The 25,409-nt window shown below is 74.8% G+C and carries 23 protein-coding genes; 14 read left to right on the top strand and 9 right to left on the bottom strand.

From position 1 onward, the window contains the following. Window positions 1–22: 22 nt before the first annotated feature. Window positions 23–1,243, bottom strand: coding sequence for a glycoside hydrolase family 3 N-terminal domain-containing protein (locus KC207_RS10085; RefSeq protein WP_249138682.1), 1,221 nt, complete (start codon window positions 1,241–1,243; stop codon window positions 23–25). A gap of 182 nt (window positions 1,244–1,425) precedes the next feature. Here KC207_RS10085 and KC207_RS10080 point away from each other — a divergent pair, with 182 nt between their 5' ends. From KC207_RS10080 to KC207_RS10070, 3 genes are read left to right on the top strand one after another with little or no spacing between them, the layout of a single operon-like run. Further along, complete coding sequence (locus KC207_RS10080; protein WP_211602891.1) at window positions 1,426–2,400, top strand: nucleoside hydrolase; 975 nt, start codon at window positions 1,426–1,428, stop codon at window positions 2,398–2,400. Then, window positions 2,397–3,230, top strand: coding sequence for a PfkB family carbohydrate kinase (locus KC207_RS10075; RefSeq protein ID WP_211602890.1), 834 nt, complete (start codon window positions 2,397–2,399; stop codon window positions 3,228–3,230). Before KC207_RS10080 ends, KC207_RS10075 begins: the two co-directional genes overlap by 4 nt. 57 nt (window positions 3,231–3,287) lie before the next feature. After that, window positions 3,288–5,291, top strand: a complete 2,004-nt coding sequence (locus KC207_RS10070; protein WP_211602889.1) for an acyl-CoA dehydrogenase family protein — start codon at window positions 3,288–3,290, stop codon at window positions 5,289–5,291. Window positions 5,292–5,341: 50 nt separating this feature from the next. On the opposite strand, the gene KC207_RS10065 is transcribed toward KC207_RS10070, so the two are convergent. Next, the gene (locus tag KC207_RS10065; RefSeq protein ID WP_211602888.1) at window positions 5,342–6,580 is read right to left on the bottom strand and encodes a class I SAM-dependent methyltransferase; all 1,239 of its coding nucleotides are present in this window, start codon (window positions 6,578–6,580) and stop codon (window positions 5,342–5,344) included. 245 nt (window positions 6,581–6,825) lie between these two features. On the opposite strand from KC207_RS10065, the gene groES reads away from it, so the two are divergent. Together groES and groL are read left to right on the top strand one after the other, a co-directional pair. Continuing rightward, window positions 6,826–7,119, top strand: a complete 294-nt coding sequence (groES, locus tag KC207_RS10060) for a co-chaperone GroES (protein WP_211602887.1) — start codon at window positions 6,826–6,828, stop codon at window positions 7,117–7,119. A gap of 90 nt (window positions 7,120–7,209) precedes the next feature. Beyond that, complete coding sequence (gene groL / locus KC207_RS10055; protein WP_211602886.1) at window positions 7,210–8,826, top strand: chaperonin GroEL; 1,617 nt, start codon at window positions 7,210–7,212, stop codon at window positions 8,824–8,826. Between the two features lie 112 nt (window positions 8,827–8,938). On the opposite strand, the gene KC207_RS16915 is transcribed toward groL, so the two are convergent. Both KC207_RS16915 and KC207_RS10045 read right to left on the bottom strand, forming a co-directional pair. Next, entirely contained in the window at window positions 8,939–9,160 is a 222-nt protein-coding gene (locus KC207_RS16915; RefSeq protein ID WP_249138681.1) for an RNA-binding S4 domain-containing protein, read from the bottom strand. Between the two features lie 380 nt (window positions 9,161–9,540). Further along, on the bottom strand, window positions 9,541–9,831 hold the full coding sequence (locus tag KC207_RS10045; RefSeq protein ID WP_211602884.1) for a WhiB family transcriptional regulator: 291 nt from the start codon (window positions 9,829–9,831) through the stop codon (window positions 9,541–9,543). A gap of 250 nt (window positions 9,832–10,081) precedes the next feature. Here KC207_RS10045 and guaB point away from each other — a divergent pair, with 250 nt between their 5' ends. Continuing rightward, window positions 10,082–11,665, top strand: a complete 1,584-nt coding sequence (guaB, locus tag KC207_RS10040; protein WP_249138680.1) for an IMP dehydrogenase — start codon at window positions 10,082–10,084, stop codon at window positions 11,663–11,665. Between the two features lie 83 nt (window positions 11,666–11,748). Continuing rightward, window positions 11,749–12,696 (top strand): serine hydrolase, encoded by a 948-nt coding sequence (locus tag KC207_RS10035; protein WP_211602883.1) that lies wholly within the window; start codon window positions 11,749–11,751, stop codon window positions 12,694–12,696. A gap of 197 nt (window positions 12,697–12,893) precedes the next feature. Here the strand turns inward: KC207_RS10035 and KC207_RS10030 are convergent, their stop codons facing one another. Continuing rightward, a complete protein-coding gene (locus tag KC207_RS10030) occupies window positions 12,894–13,946 on the bottom strand; it encodes a P1 family peptidase (protein ID WP_211602882.1) in 1,053 nt (350 codons plus the stop codon). Window positions 13,947–14,008: 62 nt separating this feature from the next. On the opposite strand from KC207_RS10030, the gene KC207_RS10025 reads away from it, so the two are divergent. The 3 genes from KC207_RS10025 (at window position 14,009) to KC207_RS10015 (ending at window position 17,123) form a co-directional block, all read left to right on the top strand. After that, window positions 14,009–15,130, top strand: a complete 1,122-nt coding sequence (locus tag KC207_RS10025) for a GuaB3 family IMP dehydrogenase-related protein (RefSeq protein WP_211602881.1) — start codon at window positions 14,009–14,011, stop codon at window positions 15,128–15,130. Between the two features lie 42 nt (window positions 15,131–15,172). Beyond that, window positions 15,173–16,756, top strand: a complete 1,584-nt coding sequence (locus tag KC207_RS10020) for a succinic semialdehyde dehydrogenase (RefSeq protein WP_211602880.1) — start codon at window positions 15,173–15,175, stop codon at window positions 16,754–16,756. A 61-nt stretch (window positions 16,757–16,817) separates the two neighbouring features. Further along, window positions 16,818–17,123 carry a DUF1905 domain-containing protein gene (locus tag KC207_RS10015; RefSeq protein ID WP_211602879.1) on the top strand — a complete coding sequence of 102 codons (306 nt, stop codon included), beginning with the start codon at window positions 16,818–16,820 and terminating at the stop codon, window positions 17,121–17,123. A gap of 128 nt (window positions 17,124–17,251) precedes the next feature. On the opposite strand, the gene KC207_RS17085 is transcribed toward KC207_RS10015, so the two are convergent. Continuing rightward, the gene (locus KC207_RS17085) at window positions 17,252–17,674 is read right to left on the bottom strand and encodes a glutaredoxin domain-containing protein (RefSeq protein WP_367616044.1); all 423 of its coding nucleotides are present in this window, start codon (window positions 17,672–17,674) and stop codon (window positions 17,252–17,254) included. 99 nt (window positions 17,675–17,773) lie between these two features. On the opposite strand from KC207_RS17085, the gene KC207_RS10005 reads away from it, so the two are divergent. Continuing rightward, the gene (locus tag KC207_RS10005; protein ID WP_211602878.1) at window positions 17,774–18,409 is read left to right on the top strand and encodes a DedA family protein; all 636 of its coding nucleotides are present in this window, start codon (window positions 17,774–17,776) and stop codon (window positions 18,407–18,409) included. 9 nt (window positions 18,410–18,418) lie between these two features. Here the strand turns inward: KC207_RS10005 and KC207_RS10000 are convergent, their stop codons facing one another. From KC207_RS10000 to KC207_RS09990, 3 genes are read right to left on the bottom strand one after another with little or no spacing between them, the layout of a single operon-like run. After that, entirely contained in the window at window positions 18,419–20,194 is a 1,776-nt protein-coding gene (locus tag KC207_RS10000; protein ID WP_211602877.1) for an ABC transporter ATP-binding protein, read from the bottom strand. Then, a complete protein-coding gene (locus KC207_RS09995; protein WP_211602876.1) occupies window positions 20,194–21,906 on the bottom strand; it encodes an ABC transporter transmembrane domain-containing protein in 1,713 nt (570 codons plus the stop codon). The genes KC207_RS10000 and KC207_RS09995 overlap by 1 nt, the downstream gene beginning before the upstream one ends. Before the next feature lie 54 nt (window positions 21,907–21,960). Beyond that, a complete protein-coding gene (locus KC207_RS09990; protein WP_249138679.1) occupies window positions 21,961–22,488 on the bottom strand; it encodes an MOSC domain-containing protein in 528 nt (175 codons plus the stop codon). Between the two features lie 50 nt (window positions 22,489–22,538). Here KC207_RS09990 and KC207_RS09985 point away from each other — a divergent pair, with 50 nt between their 5' ends. Genes KC207_RS09985 through guaA form a run of 3 tightly spaced genes read left to right on the top strand, consistent with a single transcriptional unit; the run spans window position 22,539 to window position 25,352 of the window. Further along, on the top strand, window positions 22,539–23,327 hold the full coding sequence (locus KC207_RS09985) for an SURF1 family protein (protein WP_211602875.1): 789 nt from the start codon (window positions 22,539–22,541) through the stop codon (window positions 23,325–23,327). After that, entirely contained in the window at window positions 23,314–23,703 is a 390-nt protein-coding gene (locus KC207_RS09980; protein ID WP_437179132.1) for a DUF3817 domain-containing protein, read from the top strand. The genes KC207_RS09985 and KC207_RS09980 overlap by 14 nt, the downstream gene beginning before the upstream one ends. Then, entirely contained in the window at window positions 23,700–25,352 is a 1,653-nt protein-coding gene (gene guaA / locus KC207_RS09975; RefSeq protein WP_282958965.1) for a glutamine-hydrolyzing GMP synthase, read from the top strand. The genes KC207_RS09980 and guaA overlap by 4 nt, the downstream gene beginning before the upstream one ends. Window positions 25,353–25,409: the final 57 nt, after the last annotated feature.

Here is a 25,409-nt window from a genome sequence, read left to right as displayed (position 1 = left end):
CTATGCCGGGGCCGGGCGGGCGTCAGTCCTGCGAGCAGGGCAGCAGACCCATCTCGTCCTTGAGGGCGAGGACCCGCTCGACCGAGGCGTCGACCTGCGCCGCGAAGTCCTCGTCCTGCCCCGCCTCGGCCCGCAGCGCGTCGAGCATCTCCGGCGCCTGCGTCGGGTCCCCGGTGAGGACGATGTCGCCCCCGGCGCCGAGCACCCGGACGGCGCGCTCGCCCGGGGGGACGGACCGGACCGACTCGGCGTTGACGTCGTCGGTGATGACGACGCCGTCGTACCCGAGGTCGCCGCGCAGGACGTCGGTGACGATCCGCTCGGAGAACATCGCCGGGACCCCCTCGTCGATCCGGGTGTACTCGGCGGAGCCGACCATGACGAGGTTCGCCCCGGCCTCGACCCCGGACGCGAACGGCTCGAGGTAGGGGTCGTCGGCCGTCGTCGTGTCGTCGGTGATGCCGTCGGCGGCGAAGTCGGTGTTGTTCGTGATGCGGCCGAGCCCCGGGAAGTGCTTGACGGTCGCCTGCACCCCGCCGTCGAGCATCCCCTCGATGAAGGCGTTCGCCGAGCGCTCGACCTCCTCCGGGGTGTTGCCGTACTCGCGGCCGTACTGGCCGACCGGGCCGTTGCCGGTCCCCAGCTCGGCGGGCACGGTGTCGACGACGGGAGCGAGGTTGACGTTGACGCCGACGGCGGCGAGCTCCTCGGCCCAGCCGGTGGCGGCCTCGGTGAGCTCGGCGGGGGAGAGCGTGGCCTGGTCGACGGCGGCCGGCGGTCGGGTGAACCCGGACCCGCGCAGCTGGTGGACGATGCCGCCCTCCTGGTCGGCGGCGACGAGCATCCCGACGTCGCCCGTCGAGTCCTCGGACACGAGCCCCTCGAGGTGCTCGGAGGCGGACGAGACCTTGTCCGCGCCCTCCCAGCCGCCGAGGAAGAGCATGTTGCCGACGTGCTGCTCGGTGACCTCGTCGTCGAGGGAGTCCTCGGGGGCGTTCGTGTCGAGCGCGACCATGAGCAGCTGGCCGAGCCGCTGGTCCTCGGTGAGGGCCTCGGTCGTCGTCTCGACGCAGGTCGGGGTCGGGGTCGGCGACGGGCTCGTCGTGCTCGGCGCGGGCGCCGACGAGGTCGTCGGGGCCGCCGACGGCTCCCCGTCCGAGCAGCCCGCGAGGGTCACGGCGAGGGCGCCGGTCAGGGCGAGCGCGGCACGGCGGGATCGGGTGGGGGTCCGGCGGGCGGTCACCGGGCCGACGCTACGCGAGCGGCACGGCGAACACCGAACCCGCAGGTCGGCCGCGGCCCTCGCGGCGGCACCGACAGGCAGAGGGCACCGACGGCCGGCGCAGGACCTGGCGGGCGCAGGCTGTCGCGTCGTCGCGGCAGCACTGCCTGTCGGTCCCGGCGCCGGTCCGTCATGATCGGGGGATGCCCGCCATCCCCCTCGTCCTCGACGTCGACACCGGGGTCGACGACGCGTGCGCCCTGCTGCTCGCCGCCCTGCACCCCGGTCTCGACCTGCGGGCCGTCACGTGCGCCGGGGGCAACGCGCCGCTTGCCGACGTCGTCCGCAACACCCTCACCGTCCTCGAGGTGGCCGGCCGCGTCGACGTCCCGGTGGGGGCGGGGGCCGTCCGGCCTCTCCTCGAGGAGCCGGTCGACGCCCGGCACGTCCACGGCAGCGACGGGATGGCCGACCTCGGGCTCCCCGCACCCGCCCGCAGGCCCGACCCCCGCCACGCCGTCGAGCTGCTCCGCGACACCGTCGTCTCCGCGGCCGAGCGCGGCGAGCCCGTCACCGTCGTGCCGCTCGCGCCGATGACGAACCTCGCCCTCCTCGCGCGGACCCACCCCGACGCCTTCGCCCGGGTCGGCCGGGTCGTCTTCATGGGTGGTGGCGCGGAGATCAGCAACGCGACGGCCGCCGCCGAGTTCAACGTCTTCCACGACCCGGAGGCCGCGGCGGTCGTCCTCGACGCCTGTGCCGAGCACGGGGTCCCGGTGGCGATGTACGGCCTCGACGTCTTCTACGACCCCCGGGTCGGGACCGTCGACGTCGAGCGCCTGCGCGCCGCCGGCACCCCGGTCGCCGACCTCGCGGCCGGCCTCGTGTCCTTCCACCACCGTCGGTTCGCCGACGACACGGCGACGATCGGCGACGCCGGCGCCGTCGCGATGCTCCTGCTGCCGGACGCCGTGCGCACCGAGCGGCTGCCCGTCCGCGTCGAGCTGAGCGGGACGTGGACCCGGGGCCGGACCGTCGTCGACCGACGGACCTGGACCGGCGACATGCGGCACGACCCGCACGGGGCCGCACCGGCCGTGGTCGACGTCGCGCTCGGCATCGACGGCGAGCGGGTCGCCCGACTCTGGCTCGACACCGTCCTCGGGGAGGTCCGATGAGCGGGCGCGTGATGGTCCTGGGGTCGCTCAACGTCGACCTCGTGACGCGCGTCGAGCGCCATCCCCGCCCCGGGGAGACCGTCCGCGGCGAGGACCTGCAGCGGCTCGCCGGGGGCAAGGGCGCCAACCAGGCGGTGGCCGCGGCCGCCGCGGGCGCCGACGTCGCGATGGTCGGCTGCGTCGGCGACGACGCCGGCGGCACCGCCTACCGTGCCCGCCTCGAGCGGCTCGGTCTCGACGTCACCGGGCTGCGCGTCGCGCAGGACGTCCCGAGCGGCCACGCCCTCGTCCACGTCGCCGACGACGGGGAGAACACGATCGTCGTCGTCCCCGGGGCCAACGACGCCCTCGACGAGCGGGAGGTCGCGGCGGTCGACGCGCTCGGCCCGGGGGACGTCCTCCTGCTGCAGCTCGAGGTCCCCTTCCGGGTCGTGTGCGTCGCCGCCCGCCGCGCCGCGTCCCGGGGCGCCCGCGTCGTGGTCAACCTCGCGCCCTACGCCGCGCTGCCGCCGGACGTCCTCGCGCTCGCCGACCCGGTCGTCGTCAACGAGCCCGAGATGCAGGCCCTGGCGGAGTCCGGTGCGCAGCCGCGGTCGCTGCTCGTGACGTTCGGGGCGAACGGCGCGAGCTGGGACGGTGACACCGAGCCCGCGGTCGCCGTCCCCGAGGACGAGGTCGCCGACACGACGGGCGCCGGGGACGCCTTCTGCGGGGCGCTGGCGGCCGCGCTCGCGGCCGGGCGGGACCGGTCGGAGTCCCTCGCAGCAGCGCTCGCGGCCGGGGCCGACGCGGTTCGGCGGACGGGAGCACAGGCCGATCCCTACCTGTGAGTAACAATCGTCACTCGGCCGGCGTCGTCGCAGGTCGCGCGTGTCAGAGTGGAGGGCATGGCGCTCGACACCGACCAGCACGCCACGACCACCGACCGGCGCGAGGAGCGCGCCGCGCACCGGGGCGCACCGCCGCTCACGGCGGATGTCGCCGGGCTCCGCGCCTTCCTCGACGGGCCCTACGCCGAGGTCCGTGACGAGGTGCGGCGCGGTCTCGCGGACCACGCCTCCCTCCTCGACGAGGACGTCGACCTGTCACGGGACGAGCTGCGCGAGCGGGTCCGCGACATCGTCGTCGGCATCGGCGGCACCGGACAGGCGGCCCACGGCTTCCCGCCCGCCCACGGTGGCGGCGGCGACATCGGCGCCTCGGTCGCCGCCTTCGAGACCCTCGCCTACGGGGACCTGTCCGTCCTCGTGAAGTCCGGCGTCCAGTACGGCCTCTTCGGCGGCGCCGTCCAGCAGCTCGGGACCGCACGCCACCACGACGCCTACCTCGCGGACATCGTCGCGGGCCGCCTGCTCGGCTGCTTCGCGATGACCGAGACCGGGCACGGCAGCAACGTCCAGCAGCTCGGCACGGTCGCCCGCCACGACCCCGACACCGACGAGATCGTCGTGACGACGCCGGACGACACGGCCCGCAAGGACTACATCGGCAACGCCGCGCGCGACGGCGAGCTCGCCGTCGTCTTCGCCCAGCTCGAGGTCGGGGGCGAGCGGCGCGGCGTGCACGCCGTCCTCGTGCCGATCCGGGTCGACGGCGAGCCCGCGCCCGGGGTCCGGATCGAGGACTGCGGCGCGAAGATCGGCCTCGAGGGCGTCGACAACGGGCGGCTGTGGTTCGACGACGTCCGCGTCCCGCGCGACAACCTCCTCGACCGGTTCGCGACGATCGACGAGGACGGTGAGTACCGCTCGAGCATCGACAACCCCGACCGGCGCTTCTTCACGATGCTCGGCACCCTCGTCCAGGGCCGGGTGAGCGTCGGTGGCGCCGGGCTCGGTGCCTCGAAGGTCGCCCTGACGATCGCCGTCCGGTACGCCCTGCGCCGCCGGCAGTTCGAGACCGAGAAGGGCGAGGGGGAGACCCTGCTCCTGGACTACGGGATGCACCAGCGCCGACTCCTGCCGCTCCTCGCGCGGACGTACGCTCTCACCGCGGCCCAGGAGGAGGTCGCCCGACAGCTGCACGAGGTGTTCGGTGCGGACACCCCGGACGCCGACGACCGTGCGCGCCGGGCGCTGGAGTCCCGGGCCGCCGGGACGAAGGCGGTGACGACGTGGCACGCCACCCGGGCCATCCAGGAGGCGCGTGAGGCGTGCGGCGGCGCCGGCTACCTGTCGGCCAACCGGTTCGCGGCGCTCAAGGCCGACACCGACGTCTTCACGACCTTCGAGGGCGACAACCACGTCCTCCTCCAGCTCGTCGCGAAGGGCCTGCTCACCGACTACTCCTCGGAGTTCGAGGACCTCGACCAGTTCGGGATGGTCCGCTTCGTCGCCGGTCTCGCCGTCGACACCGTCATCGAGCGCACGGCCGCGCACCAGCTGCTCGAACGGATCCGCGACGTCCTGCCCGGCGGGCGCGACGGCTGGGACCAGGAGGCCGGGCTGCTCGACCCCGACTACCAGCTGGCGATGCTGCGCTACCGCGAGGAGCACCAGCTGGCGGGGGCGGCGCGGCGGCTCAAGGCCGGCGTCGACGACGGCGGCGACCCGGGTGTCGTCTTCCGGACCGTCCAGGACCACGTCATCGGCGCCGCCCGCTCGCACGTCGACCGGCTCGTCCTCGAGGCCTTCGTGGCCCGGGTCCGGGCGCTGCCCGAGGGGCACACCCGCGAGGTGCTCACGGCGCTGTCCGACCTGTACGCGCTGACGACGATCGAGGCCGACCGGGGCTGGTTCCTCGAGCACGGCCGGCTCTCGGCGCCACGCTCGAAGGCGATCACCCGCGAGGTCGGGGCGATCATGCGGCGGCTGCGCCCCGTCGCCCGCGACCTCGTCGACGCGTTCGGCGTCCCGGAGGACGTGCTGGGCGCCGAGGACCTCATCGGCTGAACCGGGACGGCTGCCCCGGCCGGCGGGGCCCTGCCGGTGGGGGCAGCGGGTCAGGCGGGTTCGACGACGATCGCGGTCTGCCGCCCGGCGACCCGGGTGAGGACGACCGTCGCCTGCGCCCCGTCGCCCGCCTTGCGGCCGATCCTCAGCTGCCGGCGCAGCTCGTCGTCGTCGAGGCGCACACCGCGCTTCTTGATCGTCAGGCCGGTCACGCCGTGCTGGGCCAGCCACGAGCGCAGCGTCCTCACGGTGAAGGGCATCGCCTCGCGGACCGCGTAGCGCCGGGCGAAGGGGATCTCGACCTCGGCCTCCGAGAGGACGTAGCCGAGGCCGCGGTCGGCCTCGACGCCGAGGGTGCGCGCGGTGACCGCGCCGAGCAGGCCGGCCTGCGTGACCGCCCGGTCCGGCTCGTAGAGCCACGCGCCGATCGAGGACGGCCCCTCGGCGACGGGCGGGTCGGGCTCGGCCGAGTCCTCGTCGACCTCGACCGGGGCCCGGCCGGGATGCAGGATCCGGGCGCTGCGGCCCGGGCGCTGGGCGAGCGGGCCCCACCACACGGCGCACTCGAGCACCTCGCCGCCGAAGGAGGTCCACTGCGCCTCGGTGCCGAGCGGGACGGCGTCGTGGGGCATCGACGGGGACAGCTTGGCGCCGGTCGCGGGGACGGCGGTCGCGACCTGGAGGACGTACTCCCAGGACGGGCGGATCTCGTCGAGGCGGAAGACCCGTTTGATCCGGCCGTGCCGTCCGGTCCGGCCGGGGATGCGTCGTGCCGGGTCGAGCCACACCCCTACCCGGGAGCGCAGCGGGTCGCGCGGCGGCTCGAACTCCTCGGCCATGCCCTCGCGGGCCCGGGAGTCCGGCCACGGGCGCAGGTTGATGTCGGCGACGGCGGCGGTCACCGGGTCGATGTCGACGCCCTGCACGGTGACCCCCAGGGCGGACATCGCGACGGCGTCGCTGCCGATGCCGCAGCCGAGGTCGTGGACCGTCGCGAGGCTCGCGTTGTAGAACCGGCCCGCGTGCGTGGCCGCGACCTCGAGACGCGAGGCCTGCTCGAGCCCGTCGGGGGTGTAGAGCATGTCGCCCGCGAACTCGCCGAACTTCGCGGCGGCCCGGTCGCGCAGGCGCTGCTGGGTGAGCAGGGCGGCGACGAGATCGGGGTGGTGGCCCTCGCGGCGCAGGCGCTCGCCGAGCGCGATGGCGGCGTCGGCGTCGTAGGTGGGGAGGGACCGCAACAGCTCCTGTCCGCCCGGCGACCCGAGCGTGCGCACGATGCCCACATCCACGGTGTCGCATCCTGCCACCCGCCGCGGACGCCCCTCGCGGCAACTCCCGGGACACGGCAGGACCCCGGGGGCTGGCACTCGAGTTGACCGAGTGCCAGACGCGGACCTAGATTTGCCCCATTGGCACTCACCGACGGTGAGTGCCAGCCCCCACGGCCGTGGTCGACCCCCGCGACGGCGAGCACGGCCCGGGTGCACCAGTCATCAGTCCACCACGACTCATCCCACAAGGGGAGGAGCACACCGTGTCGGTTTCCATCAAGCCGCTCGAGGACCGCATCGTCATCAAGGGCCTCGAGGCCGAGCAGACGACCGCGTCCGGTCTCGTCATCCCGGACACCGCGAAGGAGAAGCCCCAGGAGGGCGAGGTCCTCGCGGTCGGCCCGGGTCGCATCGACGACAAGGGCAACCGCGTCCCGCTCGACGTCAACGTCGGCGACCGCGTCATCTTCAGCAAGTACGGCGGCACCGAGATCAAGCACGCGGGCGAGGACTACCTCATCCTCTCCGCGCGCGACGTGCTCGCCGTCGTCGGCTGAGCCCGCGCTGACGCCGCCGGCATCCGCCCCCAGACACCCCGACGGGCCGGACGCCTCCGCGCCGCCCGTCACCTCAGACGAAGGACACCCATGGCCAAGGAACTGGAGTTCAACGACTCCGCCCGCAAGGCGCTGGAGCGGGGCGTCGACGCCCTCGCCAACGCCGTCAAGGTGACGCTCGGCCCGAAGGGCCGCAACGTCGTCATCGACAAGAAGTGGGGCGCCCCCACGATCACGAACGACGGTGTGACGATCGCTCGCGAGGTCGAGCTCGAGGACAGCTACGAGAACCTCGGCGCGCAGCTCGCCAAGGAGGTCGCGACCAAGACCAACGACATCGCCGGTGACGGGACGACGACCGCGACGGTCCTCGCCCAGGCGATGGTCAAGGAGGGTCTGCGCAACGTCGCCGCCGGGGCCGCGCCGTCCGGCCTCAAGCGGGGCATGGACGCGGCCGTCGAGGCCGTCTCCGCGCGCCTGCTCGAGACCGCCCGCGAGATCGAGTCCAAGGACGAGATCGCCCAGGTCGCGTCGCTCTCGGCGCAGGACCAGGTCATCGGCTCGACGATCGCCGACGCCTTCGACAAGGTCGGCAAGGACGGCGTCATCACCGTCGAGGAGTCCTCGACCGCGTCGACCGACCTCGAGTTCACCGAGGGCATGCAGTTCGACAAGGGCTACATCTCGCCGTACTTCGTCTCCGACCCGGAGCGCATGGAGGCCGTCGTCGAGGACGCCTACGTCCTGATCAACCAGGGCAAGATCTCCGCGATCGCCGACGTCCTGCCGATCCTCGAGAAGGTCGTCCAGGCCGGCAAGCCGCTGCTCATCATCGCCGAGGACATCGACGGCGAGGCCCTCTCGACGCTCGTCGTCAACAAGATCCGCGGCACCTTCAACGTCGTGGCGGTCAAGGCGCCCGGGTTCGGCGACCGCCGCAAGGCGATGCTCCAGGACATGGCGGTGCTCACCGGCGGCCAGGTCGTCGCCGAGGAGGTCGGCCTCAAGCTCGACCAGGTCGGGCTCGACACCCTGGGCCAGGCCCGTCGCGTCGTCGTGACGAAGGACACCACGACGATCATCGACGGTGCCGGCAAGGCCGACGAGGTCGAGGCCCGCGTCTCCCAGATCAAGCAGGAGATCGAGCGGACCGACTCGGACTGGGACCGCGAGAAGCTCCAGGAGCGCCTCGCCAAGCTCGCCGGTGGCGTCTGCGTCATCCAGGTGGGTGCGCACACCGAGGTCGAACTCAAGGAGAAGAAGCACCGCATCGAGGACGCGATCTCCGCGACCCGTGCGGCCATCGAGGAGGGCATCGTCTCCGGCGGTGGCTCGGCGCTCATCCAGGCCGTCGCCGCCGTCGACACCCTCGGGCTCGAGGGTGACGAGGCCGTCGGCGCGAACATCGTGAAGAAGGCCGCGGCCGAGCCGCTGCGCTGGATCGCGGAGAACGCCGGCCTCCAGGGCTACGTCGCCGTCGCGAAGGTCTCCGAGCTCTCCGCGGGCCAGGGCCTCAACGCCGCCACCGGTGAGTACGAGGACCTCGTCAAGGCCGGCGTCATCGACCCGGTCAAGGTCACCCGCAGCGCGCTGCGCAACGCCGCGTCGATCGCGTCGATGGTCCTCACGACCGACACGCTCGTCGTGGACAAGAAAGAGGACGAGGAGGAGGCCGCCGGCGGCCACGGCCACGGCCACGGTCACTGACCTCCCCTCGGACGCCCACGGGCGTCATCCCACCGGATGCCGTCCGGTCCCCTCGGGGCCGGGCGGCATCGGTGCGTCCGGGGCCGGGCGGCATCGGTGCGTCCGGGGCCGGTCAGCCGGAGGTGACCCGGATGGTTCCCGCGCCCTCGAGCGCGACGAGCGACCCGACGGCGACCTGCCGGCCGCGGCGGGTCTCGGTCTCGCCGTCGACCGTGACGAGCCCCTGCTCGACGACGAGGCGCGCACTCGCACCGTCCTCGACGAGGCCGCTCAGCTTGAGCAGCTGGCCGAGGCGGATCGTGGCGTCACGGATGGGCACGTCGAAGGGGTCCACGGGGCCAGCGTAGGGCCGCCGAGGCAGAGGGGTCGTGGCAGCGGAGCGGCCGCGAGAGGTCGAAAGGCCGGGGGAGGTCAGGGGCCGCGACAGTGGAGGAGCCGCGCGAGGCGGAGGGGCGGGGGGGGGGGGGGGGGGGGGGGGGGGCCCGGCCCGGGGGGGGGGGGGGGGGGGGGGGGGGGGCGGGGGGGGGGGGGGGGGGCCCCCCCCCCCCCCCCCCCCCCCCGCGGCGGCGGGCCACCGGCACCCGTGGGCTCTCGCCCCCACGGGATCCGTCGTCGTGGGCTCTCGCCCCCACGTCGACGGGCGTGACCCGGCTGTGGGGCCCCTGACGGGGCGTGGCGGCTCTCCGGCCGCCTGGAGGAGCGTGCGTCTGCGCCTCAGGAGGCGATGTGCCGCTCCCGCGAGTAGTGGGCCTCGCGCTCGTCCTCGGTGAGCCCGCCCCATACGCCGTAGGGCTCGCGGACGGCGAGGGCGTGCGAGCGGCACTGGGCGAGGACGGGGCAGGAGAGGCAGACCTCCTTGGCCGCGGTGTCGCGGTGGTGGCGCTTGCTGCCACGCTCGCCCTCGGGGTGGAAGAACACCTCGGGACCGACCCGGCGGCACGCTCCGTCGAGCTGCCAGTCCCAGAGGTCGGCCACGGGTCCTGGGAGCCGGGTGATCTCGGCCATCTCGTACCTCCGCACATTCCTCGACCGCCACTTCCCCGAGCGGCGACGAAATCGACCGTAATTGCGCATCGTTCGCGGTCGGGCATAGGCCGGGTAAGGCTTTGGTCAATTCACCGGGAACGGCGTCGTCGCAGGTGGGGCAGGCGCAGGGCCCGCCGTCGTCGCGGCGCGCCCGACCCACCCCCCGGCGGGGCGCGGGACGGCCCGCCGGGTGGTCACGGGGGGTGGCCACGGGTCGTAGACTCGGGTGATGAGCCTCGGACTCGACGAGACCCGCGACCTCGCCCCGCACGACGCGACGCACTCCGTCCCGGCCGCCTCGGCCGAACCCCTCCCGGAGGGCCCCTTCGCGCAGCTGGGCCTCACCTACGACGACGTCCTGCTCCAGCCCGGCGAGACCGACGTCATCCCGAGCGATGTCGACACCACCTCCCGGCTGACCCGCGGCATCTCGCTGCGCGTCCCGCTCGTGTCGGCGGCGATGGACACCGTCACCGAGTCGCGGATGGCGATCGCGATGGCGCGGCACGGCGGTCTCGGCATCCTGCACCGCAACCTCTCGATCGAGGACCAGGCCTACCAGGTCGACCTCGTGAAGCGGACCCAGACCGGGATGATCTCCAACCCGGTGACGATCGGTCCGGACGCCACCCTCGAGGAGCTCGACGAGCGCTGTGGGCGCTACCGGGTCTCCGGCCTGCCCGTCGTCGACCCGGGCGACCGGCTCCTCGGCATCGTGACGAACCGCGACCTGCGCTTCACCCCGGTCGCCGAGTGGGGCCACACCCTCGTGCGCGACGTCATGACCGAGATGCCGCTCATCACCGGCAAGGTCGGCATCTCCAACGACGAGGCGACCCTCCTGCTGCGGCGGCACAAGCGCGAGCGGCTGCCGATCATCGACGACGAGGGCCGCCTGCGCGGGCTCATCACCGTCAAGGACTTCGTGAAGTCCGAGCAGTTCCCGCACGCGACGAAGGACGCCGACGGCCGGCTGCTCGTCGGCGCCGCGGTCGGCTACTTCGGCGAGGCCTGGCAGCGGGCGACGACGCTCGTCGAGGCGGGGGTCGACGTCCTCGTCGTCGACACCGCGCACGGGCACGCCCGCCTGCTCCTGGAGATGGTCGAGCGGGTCAAGAAGGACCCGGCCCTGCGGCACGTCCAGGTGATCGGCGGCAACGTCGCGACCCGGGCCGGTGCGCAGGCGCTCGTCGAGGCCGGCGTCGACGCCGTGAAGGTGGGCGTCGGGCCGGGCTCGATCTGCACGACGCGGGTCGTCGCCGGGGTCGGGGTGCCCCAGGTGACCGCCATCCACCAGGCGTCGCTGGCCTGCCGCCCGGCGGGGGTCCCGCTCATCGGCGACGGCGGCCTGCAGTACTCCGGCGACATCGCCAAGGCCCTCGTCGCCGGCGCCGACACCGTCATGGTCGGCTCGCTCCTCGCGGGGTGCGAGGAGTCGCCCGGCGAGCTCGTCTTCATCAACGGCAAGCAGTTCAAGGCCTACCGCGGGATGGGCTCGCTCGGCGCGATGTCCTCGCGCGGCAAGAAGTCCTACAGCAAGGACCGCTACTTCCAGGCCGACGTCACCTCGGACGACAAGATCGTCCCCGAGGGCATCGAGGGACAGGTCGCCTACCGCGGGCCCGTCGGCGCCGTCGTGCACCAGCTCGTGGGCGGTCTGCACCAGTCGATGTTCTACGTCGGGGCGCCCACCGTCCCCGAGCTCAAGGCTCGCGGCCGGTTCATCCGGATCACGACCGCCGGTCTGCGCGAGTCGCACCCGCACGACGTCATGGGCATCGTCGAGGCGCCGAACTACGCGACGAAGGGCTGAGCCGCGCCCGCACCGAGCAGGACGCTGAGAGGGGGGCCGGCGGCCGGGTCGTGCGCCGGCGGCCCGGCGCGTATCGTCGCCGCGTGCTCCGCCCCGTCCCCGCCCTCCTGCTCGTCGCGCTGCTCGCCGCGGCGTGCGGCACGACGCCGAGCGACCCGGGACCGACGACCGACGCGACACCGACTCCGCCCGGCCCGGTGACCGCGCCGACACCGTCGGGGCGGCCCGAGCCGGCGGCGGAGGACGTCGTCGTCACGGGCGTGCCGAAGCCCGAGCCGGTCGCCCCGCCGCCCGCCGCGGGCCCCGCTCCCGAGGCCGCCGGCGGAGGGGGCGGCGTGGGCGGGAGCGCCGGGGACGCGCTCACCTCGCTCGAGGGCGACACCCGCAGCGCCATCGTCTACGCCCCGCTGTCGAACCCGTCGGCGGTGACGACCGAGGGATCGGTGCCGAGCGTCAGCGCGTGGTCGACCTCGAAGGTGCTCGTCGTCGCGGCCTACCTCGACACCGTCGTCGGCGGCGACCCGTCGCAGGTCCCGGACACCGAGCGCGGCCTCATCGCCTCGGCCCTGACCGCGAGCGACGGGAACGCCGTCGTCGCCATCCGCGACCGCATCCCCGGCAGCCCGGGGGCAGCGATCACGCAGGTGCTCCGGGACGTCGGGGACGGCACGACGGTCGCCCCGGACCGCTCGCAGGGCCTCATGGCGTGGAGCCCGCGCGAGCAGGTGCGCTTCATGGCGGCGCTCGCCGCCGGACGGGTCGTCAGCCCGGCCGCGTCCGAGTACCTCCTGTCGCAGATGCAGCCGATCGCGGCGCACCGGTGGGGGCTCGGCCGGATCGGGGCGAGCGCGATGAAGGGCGGCTGGCTGCGCTCGGACACCGAGACCCGGCAGATGGGGATCGTCGGGGGCTACGCCGTCGCCATCATCACCGTCGGCGTCGGGCCGGCCGTCGTGCAGACCGACGGCGATGCCGCCCACGTGTGGCAGATGGACCGGATGGCCGACCTCCTCGCCCGCCGCATCTCCTGACGGGCCCCGTCCGTCCGGACGTATCCCCCTGACCCGCCGCCGGGGGAGACCTCTCCCACGCACGTCGACCTCGCCGACCACCGGCGACCTCGCCGAGCCGTGCCGCCACGACACCCGGAGTCGGCGAGATCGGCAGGACGCGACGAGGTCGCCGGGGTGGATGGGGCGGACGTGACGCGTGGGGCGCGGATGCCCGGTCAGGCCGGCGGGCAGGTCATCGCGTCGACCCAGGACGGGGCGACGAGCCCACCGTCCGCCGACCGGTCGACCGATGTCGCCGCGAGCAGCGCGCGCACGATCGCCCGGGTGACGCAGCGGGCCGCCGCGTCGTGCAGCTCCAGCAGGTCGAGCGCCTCGGGAGTGGGACGTCCGCCCGTCGCGAGTGAGAACACGGTGTCGCCGTCGAAGGCCGTGTGCACCGGGGAGAGGGCGCGGGCCATCCCGTCGTGCGACACGGTGGCGAGCCGGCGGCAGCCACCCGTGTCGAGCGTGGCGTCGGTCGCGACGACGGCGAGCGTCGTCGCCCGCCCCTGGCGCATCGCCTCGACCTCCTCGGCCCGGGCCTGCAGGAACGCCGCGAGGGCGTCGGGGTCCGGGTCGGGCAGCGCGTCGTGGTCCTCGGGGAGCGTCCACGACGCCCCGAGCAGCCGCCCGTCGGGGCCTAACGGCAACCCCACGGCGTTGACCGCGACGAGCGCCCCGACGACCACACCGGACGACAGCACCGCGGACGCCGACCCGACGCCACCGCGCAGCCCGCCGGCCCGGGCGCCCGTCCCCACCCCGACCGACCCCGACGGCACCGGACCGTCGGCCGCCGCCGCGACGGCGGCCGCCCCGTCGGCGGCGGTCGGGTGGTGCCGCCAGCCGTCGGGACCGGACGCGCCGCGACCGAGGTCGAAGACGATCGCCGACGGCACGATCGGCACCCGCGCGTGCTCGGCGGCGCCGACCGGCCAGCCGCCGCCGGCGTCCCACACCGCGTCAGCGACGCCGTCGGCCGCGGCCAGCCCGAACGCGCTGCCCCCGGAGAGCACGACGGCGTCGACCCGGTCCACCCCGTTCGCCGGGTCGAGCAGGTCGGTCTCGCGGGTCCCCGGGCCGCCGCCCCGGACGTCGACCCCGCCGGTCGTCCCGGGCGGCGGCAGCACGACCGTCGTGCCGGTGAGCCAGCCGGGCTCGTCGCGGGTCGCGTGCCCGACCCGCACGCCGGGGACGTCGGTGATCGCGTTGTGCGCTCCGGTCCTCATCGCCCCAGCATGGCCGACGGGCGGGGGCACCGGGCGCCCGGGCACGTCGGTAGGCTGCGCGGGTGACCGAGATCGAGATCGGCCGTGGAAAGCGCGGTCGCCGCGCCTACTCCTTCGACGACATCGCGATCGTGCCCTCGCGGCGCACCCGCGACCCGGAGGAGGTGTCGACCGGCTGGCAGATCGACGCCTACCACTTCGACATCCCGGTGATCTCCGCACCGATGGACTCGGTGATGTCACCGGACACCGCCATCGCGCTCGGCCACCACGGCGGCCTGCCGGTCCTGGACCTCGAGGGGCTGTGGACGCGCTACGAGGACCCCACCCCGCTGCTCGCCGAGATCGCGACGCTCGACCCGGCCCTCGCCACCCAACGGATGCAGGAGATCTACCGCGCCGAGATCCAGCCCGAGCTCGTCACCGAGCGCCTGCGGCAGATCCGCGCCGCCGGGGTGACCGTCGCCGGCGCCCTCACCCCGCAGCGCACCCAGCAGCTGTGGAAGACGGTCGTCGACGCCGGGGTCGACCTCTTCGTCATCCGCGGGACGACCGTCTCCGCCGAGCACGTCTCCGGCCGGGCCGAGCCGCTCAACCTCAAGCGGTTCATCTACGAGCTCGACGTGCCGGTCGTCGTCGGGGGCGCCGCGTCCTACTCGGCCGCCCTGCACCTCATGCGCACCGGGGCCGCGGGCGTCCTCGTCGGGTTCGGCGGGGGTGCCGCGCACACGACCCGCAGGACCCTCGGCATCCACGCCCCGATGGCCTCCGCGATCGCCGACGTGGCCGCCGCTCGCCGCGACTACCTCGACGAGTCGGGTGGCCGGTACGTCCACGTCATCGCCGACGGCGGCGTCGGCACGAGCGGGGACGTCGTCAAGGCCGTCGCGTGCGGCGCCGACGCCGTGATGCTGGGCGCGGCGCTCGCCCGGGCGACCGACGCCCCGGGCCGCGGCTTCCACTGGGGCCCCGAGGCCCACCACGCGGAGCTGCCGCGCGGCCACCGGGTCGAGGTCGGCGGCGTCGCGCCGCTCGAGGAGGTCCTCTTCGGGCCGAGCCGCCAGGCCGACGGCACGACGAACCTCGTCGGCGCGCTGCGCCGGGCGATGGCGACCTCCGGCTACCTCGACCTCAAGGAGTTCCAGCGCGTCGAGGTCGTCGTCGCGCCCTACCAGGCCAGCTGACCGGGTTCCCCTGACGGCGGGGGCTGCTCGTTACCCTGCGGTATGCCCGACGTCATCGCCGACCCGGAGACCGACCCCCGCGCCACGTACGCGGTCGACCCGGCCCGCGTGCGGTCCTGGCTGCGGGACGTCGTCGCGTCGGGCCCGCCGGTCACGACGACGACACCGATGACGGGGGCGCCGCTCGCGACGTTCCCGACGTCCACCGCGGACGACGTGACCGTCGCCGTCGACCGCGCCCGCGCCGCCCGGCGCCGCTGGTCGTCCCTGCCCGTCGCCGACCGGGCCCGGGTGCTGCTGGACCTGCACGACCTCGTCCTCGACCGGCAGGGCGAGCTGCTCGACCTCGTGCAGCTGGAGTCGGGCAAGGCCCGTGCGCACGCCTTCGAGGAGGTCGCCGACGTCGCGATCGTGTGCCGCCACTACGCCCGGCGCGGGCCGGCCCTGCTCGCTCCGCAGCGCCGTCCCGGTGCCCTGCCGGTGCTCACCCGCACGACCGAGCACCACCGTCCCAAGGGCGTCGTCGGTGTCGTCGCACCGTGGAACTACCCCCTGACCCTCGCCGTGACCGACGCGCTGCCCGCACTGCTCGCGGGGAATGCCGTCGTGCTGCGCCCGGACCCGCAGGGCTCGCTCACCGCGCTCGCGGCCGTCGCGCTGCTCGTGGAGGCCGGGGTGCCGGACGGCCTCGTCCAGGTCGTCCTCGGGCCCGGTGACCCGACGGGCGCCGCCGTCGTCGGGCGCACCGACTACGTCTGCTTCACCGGGTCGACCCCGACCGGCCGGACGGTGGCCGAGGCGGCCGGGCGGCGGCTCGTCGGTGCCAGCCTCGAGCTCGGCGGCAAGAACACCGTCTACGTCGCGGACGACGCCGACCTGCGTCGTGCCGTCCCCGGCGTCCTGCACGCCTGCTTCGCCTCCGCCGGGCAGCTGTGCGTCAGCGCCGAGCGGCTCGCCGTCCACGAGGCGGTCGCCGACGAGTTCCTCGGCCGCTTCCTCGACGCCGTCGCCCGGATGCGCCTGTCGACCGACCTCACGTGGGACGCCGACATGGGCAGCCTCGTCGGCGAGGCGCAGCGCGACCGGGTGCTCGGGCACGTCGAGGACGCCGTGGCCAAGGGGGCGCGGGTGCTCACCGGGGGTCGCGCCCGGCCGGACGTCGGCCCGTACGTCGTCGAGCCCACCGTCCTCGAGGGGGTGACGTCGGCCATGGCGTGCCGTGACGAGGAGACCTTCGGTCCGGTCGTCGCCGTGACCCGGGTGTCCTCGGACGAGGCGGCCGTCGCGCTCGCCAACGACACCGAGTACGGGCTGAACGCGTCGGTGTGGACCCGGGACGTCCGCCGCGGCCGGTCGCTCGCCGCCCGGCTCGACGCCGGCACCGTGAACGTCAACGAGGGCTACGCCGCGGCGTGGGGGAGCGTCGGGGCGCCGATGGGCGGCATGAAGGCGTCCGGCCTCGGCCGTCGGCACGGCCGCGAGGGCCTGCTGAAGTACACCGAGAGCCAGACCGTCGCGGTCCAGCGGGGCGTCAACATCGCCGACCTGCCCGGGCTGTCCGGGTCGCGGTACGCCGCCGGCATGACGCGGGCGCTGCGCGTGCTGCGCGGCATCGGCCTGCCCTGACGGACCCGGCCGGCGAGCGGCGTGGGGGCCGCTGTCGGCGCCCGGTGCGACGATGGCGCCCATGGCCGACGGGCACTCGTGGACGGTGACGGCACCGGTGTGGCGGGCGGAGGACTCGTCATGGCACTTCGCGACGATCCCAGCGGGCGTCAGCGACGAGGTCGACGCGGCCGTGGGTGACCTCACCGGCGGCTTCGGCTCGGTCCGGGTCGAGGTGACGCTCGGTGGCTCGGTGTGGCGCACGAGTCTGTTCCCCTCGCGCGAGCACGCTGCCTACGTCCTGCCGATGAAGAAGACGGTCCGCACGGCCGAGGGGGTCGGGGAGGGCGACGAGGTCCGCCTCGTCCTGCGGCTCGTCGACCGCTGAGCCGCCGCCGGACGGGGTTGCTCGTCCTCGACGGGGAAAGAAGTCCGTCCGAGGCGAGGAGGCCCGTCCACGGGGTGGGGCTCGCGGGGGGTGAGGCGGCGGTCCGTCCGGTGGTGGGCGCCGCCGCGTCAGGCGGTGAGGGCCGGGCGGATCGTCGCGGCGTCGGGGTTGGTGTGCGGGACGCCGTCGACGACGACCGTCGGCACGGTCTCGTTCCCGTCGTTGACGCTCCGCACGAACGCGGCGGCGTCGGGGTCGCGCCAGATGTCGACCCAGGCCGCCTGCCGACCCCGGGTCCCGAGGCCGAGCCGCAGGCGCTCGCAGAACGGGCACCCGGGCCGCCAGTAGACGACCACCGACCGCCCGGACCCCAGCGCCTGCGCGTGGGTCATCACCCTGCGCCCGCCGCGCAGCGGCGAGACGAACCAAGCGACCCCCAGCACGAGGAGCAGCGTGAGGGCCGCGGTGCCCCAGCGACCGGACACCGCGTGCCAGCCGCCGAGCACGAGCCCGAAGACCGTGAGCACCACCCAGAGACGTCGATCCAGCATGGTGACGACCGTAGACCCACCCCGCGGGCGGCGGGGTCCGCCCCGAGGTCGACCGTCGCTCCGTCGCAGGTGGGAGGGCGCGGGACGTAGCGTGAGGGCGTGCCCGACGTCACCCGGATCGCGACCGACCTCATCCGCGCCATCGGCGAGCCCGGGGTGGGGCTGCTCATCTTCCTCGAGACGGTGATCCCTCCGATCCCCTCGGAGGTCGTCCTGCCGTTCGCGGGGTTCGCCGCCGCGCAGGGCGAGATGAACGCCTGGCTGGCGTGGGCCTGGGCCACCGCCGGCTCGCTCGCCGGAGCGGCCCTGTTCTACGTGCTCGGCGCGTCGCTCACCTACGAGCGGCTGTACGCGTTCGCCGGCAAGCGCTGGTTCGTCCTGTTCTCCCAGAAGGACCTCGACCGCGGGTTCCGGTTCTTCGACCGGCACGGCTCGGTCGTCGTCCTCGTCGGGCGGTTCGTGCCGTTCGTCCGCTCCGTCGTGTCGATCCCGGCAGGACTGAACCGGATGTCCTTCCCGTGGTTCCTCCTGCTCACCGCTGTCGGCAGCGGGATCTGGAACGCCGCCTTCGTCGTCGCCGGGGTCCGGCTCGGCGCCGACTACGAGTCCGTCGCGCGGTACGTCGACCCCGCGAGCCGGGTCGTCGTCGTGCTCGTCGTCGCCGGCCTCGTGTGGCTCGCGGTCCGCAAGGCGCGGGCGCACCGTCGACGGACCGCCAAGCAGCACACAGGCTGACCGGTCCCGTCAGCCCTCGTCGCGCCAGGAGCGCCAGAGGCGGGCGTACGAGCCGTCCGCGGCGATGAGGTCGTCGTGCGCGCCCAGCTCGTCGATCCGGCCGCCGTCGACGACCGCCACCCGGTCGGCGTCGTGCGCCGTGTGCAGCCGGTGCGCGATGGCGATGACGGTCCGGCCGGTGAGCACGGCGGCGAGCGAGCGCTCGAGGTGCCGGGCCGCCCGCGGGTCGAGCAGCGACGTCGCCTCGTCGAGCACGAGCGTGTGCGGGTCGGCGAGGACGAGCCGGGCGAGCGCCACCTGCTGGGCCTGGGCCTCGGTGAGGGTGTGCCCGCCGGACCCGACGACCGTCGCGAGCCCGTCCGGCAGCGCCTCCGCCCAGCCCCGGGCGTCGACGGCCTCGAGCGCCTCGAGCAGCGTCGCGTCGTCGGCGTCCGGACGGGGCAGGCGCAGGTTGTCGCCGAGCGTGCCGACGAAGACGTGGTGCTCCTGGGTGACGAGCGCGACCTGCCCGCGCAGCTCGTCGAGCTCGAGGTCGACGAGGGGGACGCCGCCGACGGTGATCCGGCCGGTCCGCGGCCCGTCGACCCCCGCCATGAGGCGGCCGAGGGTCGACTTGCCCGCCCCGGACGGCCCGACGATCGCGAGCCGCTCGCCCGGCTCGAGGTCGAGGGAGACCCCGTGGAGGACGTCGTGGCCCTCGCGGTAGGCGTAGCGGACGTCGGTGACGTCGAGCCGGTCGTCGGCCGGCACCGCGCCGCTCGCGGTGCGGTCGGCGGGGACCTCGCCGACGCCGAGGATGCGGGACATCGACGTCGCGGCGAACTGGATCTCGTCGAGCAGCCCGACGAGCTCGCCGAGCGGGTCGAGGAGCCGCTGGACGTAGAGGACGACGGCGGTGGCCGACGCGACCGGGATCATCCCCTCCCACGCGAGCCACCCGCCCCACAGCAGCGCCCCGGCGATCGGCGCGAAGAAGCCGACCTCGAGCCAGGGGAACCAGCGCAGCCGGAGGCCGACGGTGTACCGCTCGGCGGCGTGGCTGCCGTCGACGGCGGCGACGAAGCGGCGACCGCGCTCCTCCTCGAGCCCGAGCGCGTCGACGGTCCGCGCGCCCTCGACCGTCTCCGCCGCGACCCCGTTGAGCCGGGCGTACGTCGCGTGCTCCCACAGGTAGCCCGGTCCGGCCAGGCGCAGGTAGCGCCGGGTCGGCAGGAACCAGACGAGCGGCGTGAGGAGCAGCGGCAGCGCCGCGAGGGGGGAGGTGAGCACGGTCGCGACGGCGGTGACCGACACGGTCGTGACCGACACGACGACGGTCGGGATGCCGAACCGGATGACGTAGCTGATGGCGTCGATGTCGTTCGTCGTGCGGGCGAGCAGGTCGCCGGTCCCGGCCCGCTCGACCGTCGACAACGGCAGCCGGACGGCGGTCCCGACGAAGTCCTCGCGCAGCCGTGCGAAGACCTCCTCGGAGAGCACGAACGAGCTGCGGCGGGCGACCCAGGTGAAGCCGGTCTCCGCGACGAGGGCGACGGCGAGCAGCCCGACGAGGACGTCGATCCGGCTGATGACGGCGTTGCCGGTCGTCACGGTCCCGACGACCTGGCCGACGACCCACGGCCCGGCGAGCCCGGCGACCGCGGCGAGCAGGTGCCAGACGAGGACGCGCACGAGCGAGCGACGGTGGTCGCGCAGCAGGACGCCGACGTGCTGGCGCACGACGCTGCCGCGGGCGATGGGCAGGGTGCGCCGGGCGTGGTCGGTGGACTCCAGGAGCGGGGCCATCAGTCCTCCCCTCGGACGACGACGGAGCGGTAGCGGGGACAGGTGCGGGAGAGCTCGCGGTGGGTGCCGGTGGCGACGACCCGGCCGCCGTCGACGAGGTGGACGACGTCGGCCCGGTCGAGGACGAGGGGGCTCGCGGTGACGACGACGGTCGTGCGACCGCGGCGGTGCTGCGCGAGGCGCTCGGCGATGCGGGCCTCGGTGTGGGCGTCGACGGCGCTCGTCGGCTCGACGAGGACGAGGACCTCGGGGTCGCGCAGGAGGGCGCGGGCCAGGGCGAGCCGCTGCCGCTGGCCGCCGGACAGCGACCGGCCGCGCTCCTCGACCTCTCCGTCGAGTCCGCCCTCGACCGCCGCGAGGGCGTCCTGGGCGTCGGTGACCGCGACGGCCCGGCGGCGCGCCCCGTCGTCGGCCCCGGCGAGCTCCTCGCGCAGCGGGCCGCTGAACAGTCGTGGGTCGGCCTCGGAGACCAGGACCCGGGCGCGGACCTCGTCGAGCGGCACGTCGTCGATCGCGACACCGCCCCACGTCACGCCGTGCCGTCCGGGCACCATCCTCCCGAGCCGGGCCGCGACGAGCGCGGTGTCCTCGGGGCGCGCGCTGACGAGCGCGGTCATCAGCGCCGGCTCGACGCACACGTCGGAGGCCGGGTCGTGCAGCGGGGCCTCACCCGTGGGGGCGCTCGCGGTGCCGTGGGTGCGGTCGTGGTCGGGCCGGACGGCGAGGATCCGGGCGATCCGGCGGGAGGCGACGCGCGTCGTGATGAGCTTGTCGGCCATCTCGACGGCGGTCTGCAGCGGGATCGTGAGGAACGCGGTGTACCCGTAGTACGCGACGAGCTCGCCGGGCGTGATCTGACCGCTCACCGCGAGCTGGGCGCCGACGCCGGTGACGACGAGGACGAAGAGGCCGGGCAGCAGAACCTGGGCGGAGTCGAGCGTGGCCTGGGTCGGCGCCACGCGGACGCCGGCCCGGCGGACCGCCTGGGACTGGTCGCGGTAGCGGGCGAGGAAGGCGTCCTCGCCGCCGACGCCGCGCAGCACCCGTAGGCCGGCGACGGTGTCGGCGCCGAGCGCCGTGAGCCGGCCGGCCTCCTCGCGCTGGGCGCTCTGGCGGCGCTGGAGCGGCTTCATGACGAAGGCGAGCGAGGCGACGAGCAGCGGCCCGCCGACGAGCATGACGAGCCCGAGCAGGAGCGAGCCGCGCAGGAGGATGACGGCGACGACGACGAAGGAGACGACGGCGCCCATGAACCGGGCGAAGACGTCGAACGAGTGGCCCATCCGGCCGAAGTCGCTCGTGAAGCTCGTGAGGACCTCGCCCGCCGGGACGGAGCGGGTCAGGGCGGGTCCGGCGCGACGCACGGCGCGGTCGGCGACGACCCCGGCGCGGAAGGCGGCGACGAGCCAGTTCTTCACGGCGAACCAGTGCCGGCCGTTGCCCGCGGCCGCGGAGACGAGGCCGAGGCCCAGGACCGCGAGCGACCAGAGGACGAGCGCGCGCCCGTCCCGGGCGACGAGGCCGTCGTCGACGGCCCGGCCGACGGCGGCGGGAACGAGCGCGACGGCGAGCATCCACGGGATGCCGAAGCAGGCCCCCGCGAGGAGGGAACGCCACTGGCGGCGGGCGAGCCAGACGAGCAGTCGGTCGGTGTGGGCCGGCGGGTCCTCGTCGGGTCGCACGCCGTAGCTCCACGGGGGTCGGCTGCGCATGACGGAGCAACGCTACGTCCCACCACCGACGCCGCGCGAACGGGTTTCCGCCGGTCAGGGCAGGCGCCGTGGCCCGCCGGGTCGCGCGCTCGCCGCGAGCCGGGAGCGGGTGGCCCGCTCGGCGGCCTCGTCGGGCTCGAACGGCAGCTCCTCCCACGGGTCGCCGACCCGGACGGTGCCGCCCTCGAGCACCCGGAGCACCGTGCCGGCGAGGTCGTGCAGTGCCCGCGCCGCCCCGTCGCCGACCTCGTCGTCCAGCACCCGGCACGGCGCCGCGACCCGGACCACCTCGAGCAGCACCGGACCCAGGCGCGCCTGCGCGCCCGGGGTCCGCACGACCGGCCCGTGGCTCACCGTGACGTTGCGCCGCGTCCCCGAGGCCGGCACCTCCGCGCCGAGGCGCTCGGCCGCCGCCGCGAGGTCGGTCGCCGACTGCACGGTGACGTGCCGGTGCCGGGAGCCGTGGTACCGGTCGCCGACGAGCCCGCTCCAGGTCTCCGCGACGACCTCGTCGACCGGCCGCATCGGCAGTCGCCGGCCCGGCGCGACGTGGATCGCGACGACGACGGGGGGAGCGCTCACCCGCCCAGTGTGGCGGCCGGACGCCCAGCCCGGTCACGTAGCCTCGACGGGTGCTGCGGACCGCCCTGACCCCGAGGTACCTCGGGCTGCTCGGGGTCGCGCTCGTCGTCGTGCTCGCCTTCACCTGGCTCGGCCGGTGGCAGCTGGGGGTCGCCGAGGGCCGGGCACAGCAGGAGGCCGTCGAGGAGGCCCGCGCCGCCCGGCCGGTCGCCCTCACCGACGTCCTGACACCCAACGCCGCCTTCCCGGGTGAGCTCTCCTCGCGTCCCGTCCTCGCGACCGGCGCCTACACCGACGGCCAGCTCCTCGTCCCCGAGCGACGGCTCGACGGCGTCGCGGGCTCCTGGGTCCTCACCCCCTTCGTCGTCGAGGACACCGGCGCCACCCTCCCGGTGCTGCGCGGGTTCGTCGCCGAGGGCGAGGTGGCCGGACCGCCGCCGGACGGGCGGCGCACGATCGAGGGCGGCCTGGCCCCGCCGGAGGGCGCGGCGCCCGTCGAGACAGGACCGGGGGAGATCGGGTCGGTCGACACCGCGGTGCTCGTCAACGAGTGGTCGGTGCAGCTCTACAACGGCTTCCTCTTCCTCGACCGCGAGGACCCGGCGACGGGGGAGCAGCTCGCGAAGGTCCCGACCCCGCTCGGCCCCAGCGGGGTGACGTGGCGCAACGCCGCGTACGCCGTCCAGTGGTGGGTCTTCGCCCTCTTCGCGCTGTGGATGTGGTGGCGGATGGTCCGGGAGGGCCACCGCCGGGCCGAGGAGGAGCCATCCACCCACCACGGGACCGCCGCCCCGCCGCCGGTCGCCTCGGGGGAGAATGGCGCTCGTGAGCACCGCTGACCGCCGGCCCGGCACCGTCATCCGACCCGAGGACGTCGACGCCGTCCGACCCCGCCTCGCCTTCTTCAAGGTCATGGCCTTCGTCGTCGGCGTCGGGCTGCTCGTCCTCGTCGTCGAGCTCTTCCTGTCGTACGGGATGGGCCTGGAGGGCTCGGACAACCCCCTCTACTGGTGGCCGCAGCCGCACGGCTTCATCTACATGGTCTACCTCGTCGCCGTCGCCGTCCTCGGCTTCAAGGTCGGCTGGTCGCTCACCCGGATGGTCCTCGTCATGCTCGCCGGCTGCGTGCCCTTCCTCTCCTTCTGGGTCGAGCGCAGGGTCGCCCGGGAGGTCGAGGTCGAGCTGGAGACCGTCGCCAGTAGCCTTTCGGTGTGAGCGACGCCCCGGAGCTGCCCGCCGACCCGTCCCCCGTCGACCCGAGCCACGCCGTCGTCGAGGGCGGCGACCCGGTCCACCTCGCGGACAAGCCCGTCCTCGTCGTCGACTTCGGCGCCCAGTACGCCCAGCTCATCGCCCGGCGCGTCCGCGAGGCCAACTGCTTCAGCGAGGTCGTCCCGCACACGATGACGCCCGCGGAGATGCTCGCCAAGGACCCGGCGGCGATCATCCTGTCCGGCGGTCCGTCGTCGGTCTACGAGGACGGCGCCCCCCGCCTCGACCCGGGCGTGCTCGAGGCCGGCGTCCCCGTCTTCGGCATGTGCTACGGCTTCCAGGCGATGGCCCTCGCGCTCGGCGGCACCGTCGCGCGGACCGGCCTGTCCGAGTTCGGGGCCACCCCGGCGACGATCACCGACACCCACTCGACGCTCTTCAACGGCCAGCCCGCCGACCAGTCGGTGTGGATGAGCCACGGCGACTCCGTCGAGGAGGCCCCCGACGGCATGCGGGTCACCGCGACGACGTCCGGGGCGCCGGTCGCCGGCTTCGAGGACGACGAGCGACGGCTCTACGGCGTCCAGTGGCACCCCGAGGTCATGCACTCGACCTTCGGCCAGCGGGTGCTCGAGAACTTCCTCATCAAGGGCGCCGGGCTCACCGGCGAGTGGACGGCCGAGAACGTCGTCGAGGAGCTCGTCACCGCCGTCCGGGACCAGATCGGCGACAAGCGCGTCATCTGCGGGCTGTCCGGGGGGGTCGACAGCTCCGTCGCGGCGGCGCTCGTGCAGCGGGCCGTCGGCGACCAGCTGACCTGCGTCTTCGTCGACCACGGGCTGCTGCGCTCCGGCGAGGCCGAGCAGGTCCAGCAGGACTTCGTCGACGCGACCGGGGTCGACCTCGTCACCGTCGACGCCGCGGACCGCTTCCTCGAGGCGCTCGCCGGGGTGTCCGACCCCGAGGAGAAGCGCAAGATCATCGGCCGCGAGTTCATCCGGGTCTTCGAGCAGGCGGCCCGCGACATCGTCGGCGAGCACGACGGTGCGGGCGACCACCCCGTCGAGTTCCTCGTCCAAGGCACGCTCTACCCGGACGTCGTCGAGTCCGGCGGCGGCGAGGGCGCGGCGAACATCAAGAGCCACCACAACGTCGGCGGCCTCCCCGAGGACCTGCAGTTCACCCTCGTCGAGCCGCTGCGGCTGCTCTTCAAGGACGAGGTGCGGGCCGTCGGCCTCGAGCTCGGGGTCCCCGAGGGCATCGTGTGGCGCCAGCCGTTCCCCGGTCCCGGGCTCGGCATCCGGATCGTCGGCGAGGTGACGAAGGAGCGGCTCGACGTCCTGCGCGCCGCGGACAGGATCGCCCGGCACGAGCTGTCCGAGGCCGGTCTGGACCGGGAGATCTGGCAGTGCCCGGTCGTGCTGCTCGGCGACGTCCGCTCCGTCGGCGTCCAGGGCGACGGACGGACCTACGGCCACCCGGTCGTGCTGCGCCCGGTCTCCTCCGAGGACGCGATGACCGCCGACTGGACCCGCATCCCGTACGAGGTGCTCGCGAAGATCTCGACCCGGATCACGAACGAGGTCCGTGAGGTCAACCGGGTCGTCCTCGACGTCACGAGCAAGCCGCCGGGCACCATCGAGTGGGAGTGAGGCCTCCGCGCCACGCCGTTCCCGGGTGACCCCGGCGCCGGGCGTGGCAGGCTGGAC

Source organism: Phycicoccus avicenniae (assembly GCF_018139485.1).
GTDB classification, from domain to species: Bacteria; Actinomycetota; Actinomycetes; order Actinomycetales; family Dermatophilaceae; genus Phycicoccus; species Phycicoccus avicenniae.
The sequence above is the reverse complement of the archived record's forward strand: the minus strand, read 5'-3'. Positions and strand labels throughout refer to the sequence as shown.

Bases quoted from the DNA above. Each gene is read 5' to 3' on its own strand.
- KC207_RS17085 (WP_367616044.1), bottom strand. From the start codon at position 17,674: ATGCTGGATCGACGTCTCTGGGTGGTGCTCACGGTCTTCGGGCTCGTG.
- KC207_RS10070 (WP_211602889.1), top strand. From the start codon at position 3,288: ATGGCGCTCGACACCGACCAGCACGCCACGACCACCGACCGGCGCGAG.
- KC207_RS10015 (WP_211602879.1), top strand. From the start codon at position 16,818: ATGGCCGACGGGCACTCGTGGACGGTGACGGCACCGGTGTGGCGGGCG.
- KC207_RS10080 (WP_211602891.1), top strand. From the start codon at position 1,426: ATGCCCGCCATCCCCCTCGTCCTCGACGTCGACACCGGGGTCGACGAC.
- KC207_RS10030 (WP_211602882.1), bottom strand. From the start codon at position 13,946: ATGAGGACCGGAGCGCACAACGCGATCACCGACGTCCCCGGCGTGCGG.
- KC207_RS10000 (WP_211602877.1), bottom strand. From the start codon at position 20,194: ATGGCCCCGCTCCTGGAGTCCACCGACCACGCCCGGCGCACCCTGCCC.
- KC207_RS10045 (WP_211602884.1), bottom strand. From the start codon at position 9,831: ATGGCCGAGATCACCCGGCTCCCAGGACCCGTGGCCGACCTCTGGGAC.
- KC207_RS10075 (WP_211602890.1), top strand. From the start codon at position 2,397: ATGAGCGGGCGCGTGATGGTCCTGGGGTCGCTCAACGTCGACCTCGTG.
- KC207_RS10020 (WP_211602880.1), top strand. From the start codon at position 15,173: ATGCCCGACGTCATCGCCGACCCGGAGACCGACCCCCGCGCCACGTAC.
- KC207_RS09995 (WP_211602876.1), bottom strand. From the start codon at position 21,906: ATGCGCAGCCGACCCCCGTGGAGCTACGGCGTGCGACCCGACGAGGAC.
- guaB (WP_249138680.1), top strand. From the start codon at position 10,082: ATGAGCCTCGGACTCGACGAGACCCGCGACCTCGCCCCGCACGACGCG.
- groL (WP_211602886.1), top strand. From the start codon at position 7,210: ATGGCCAAGGAACTGGAGTTCAACGACTCCGCCCGCAAGGCGCTGGAG.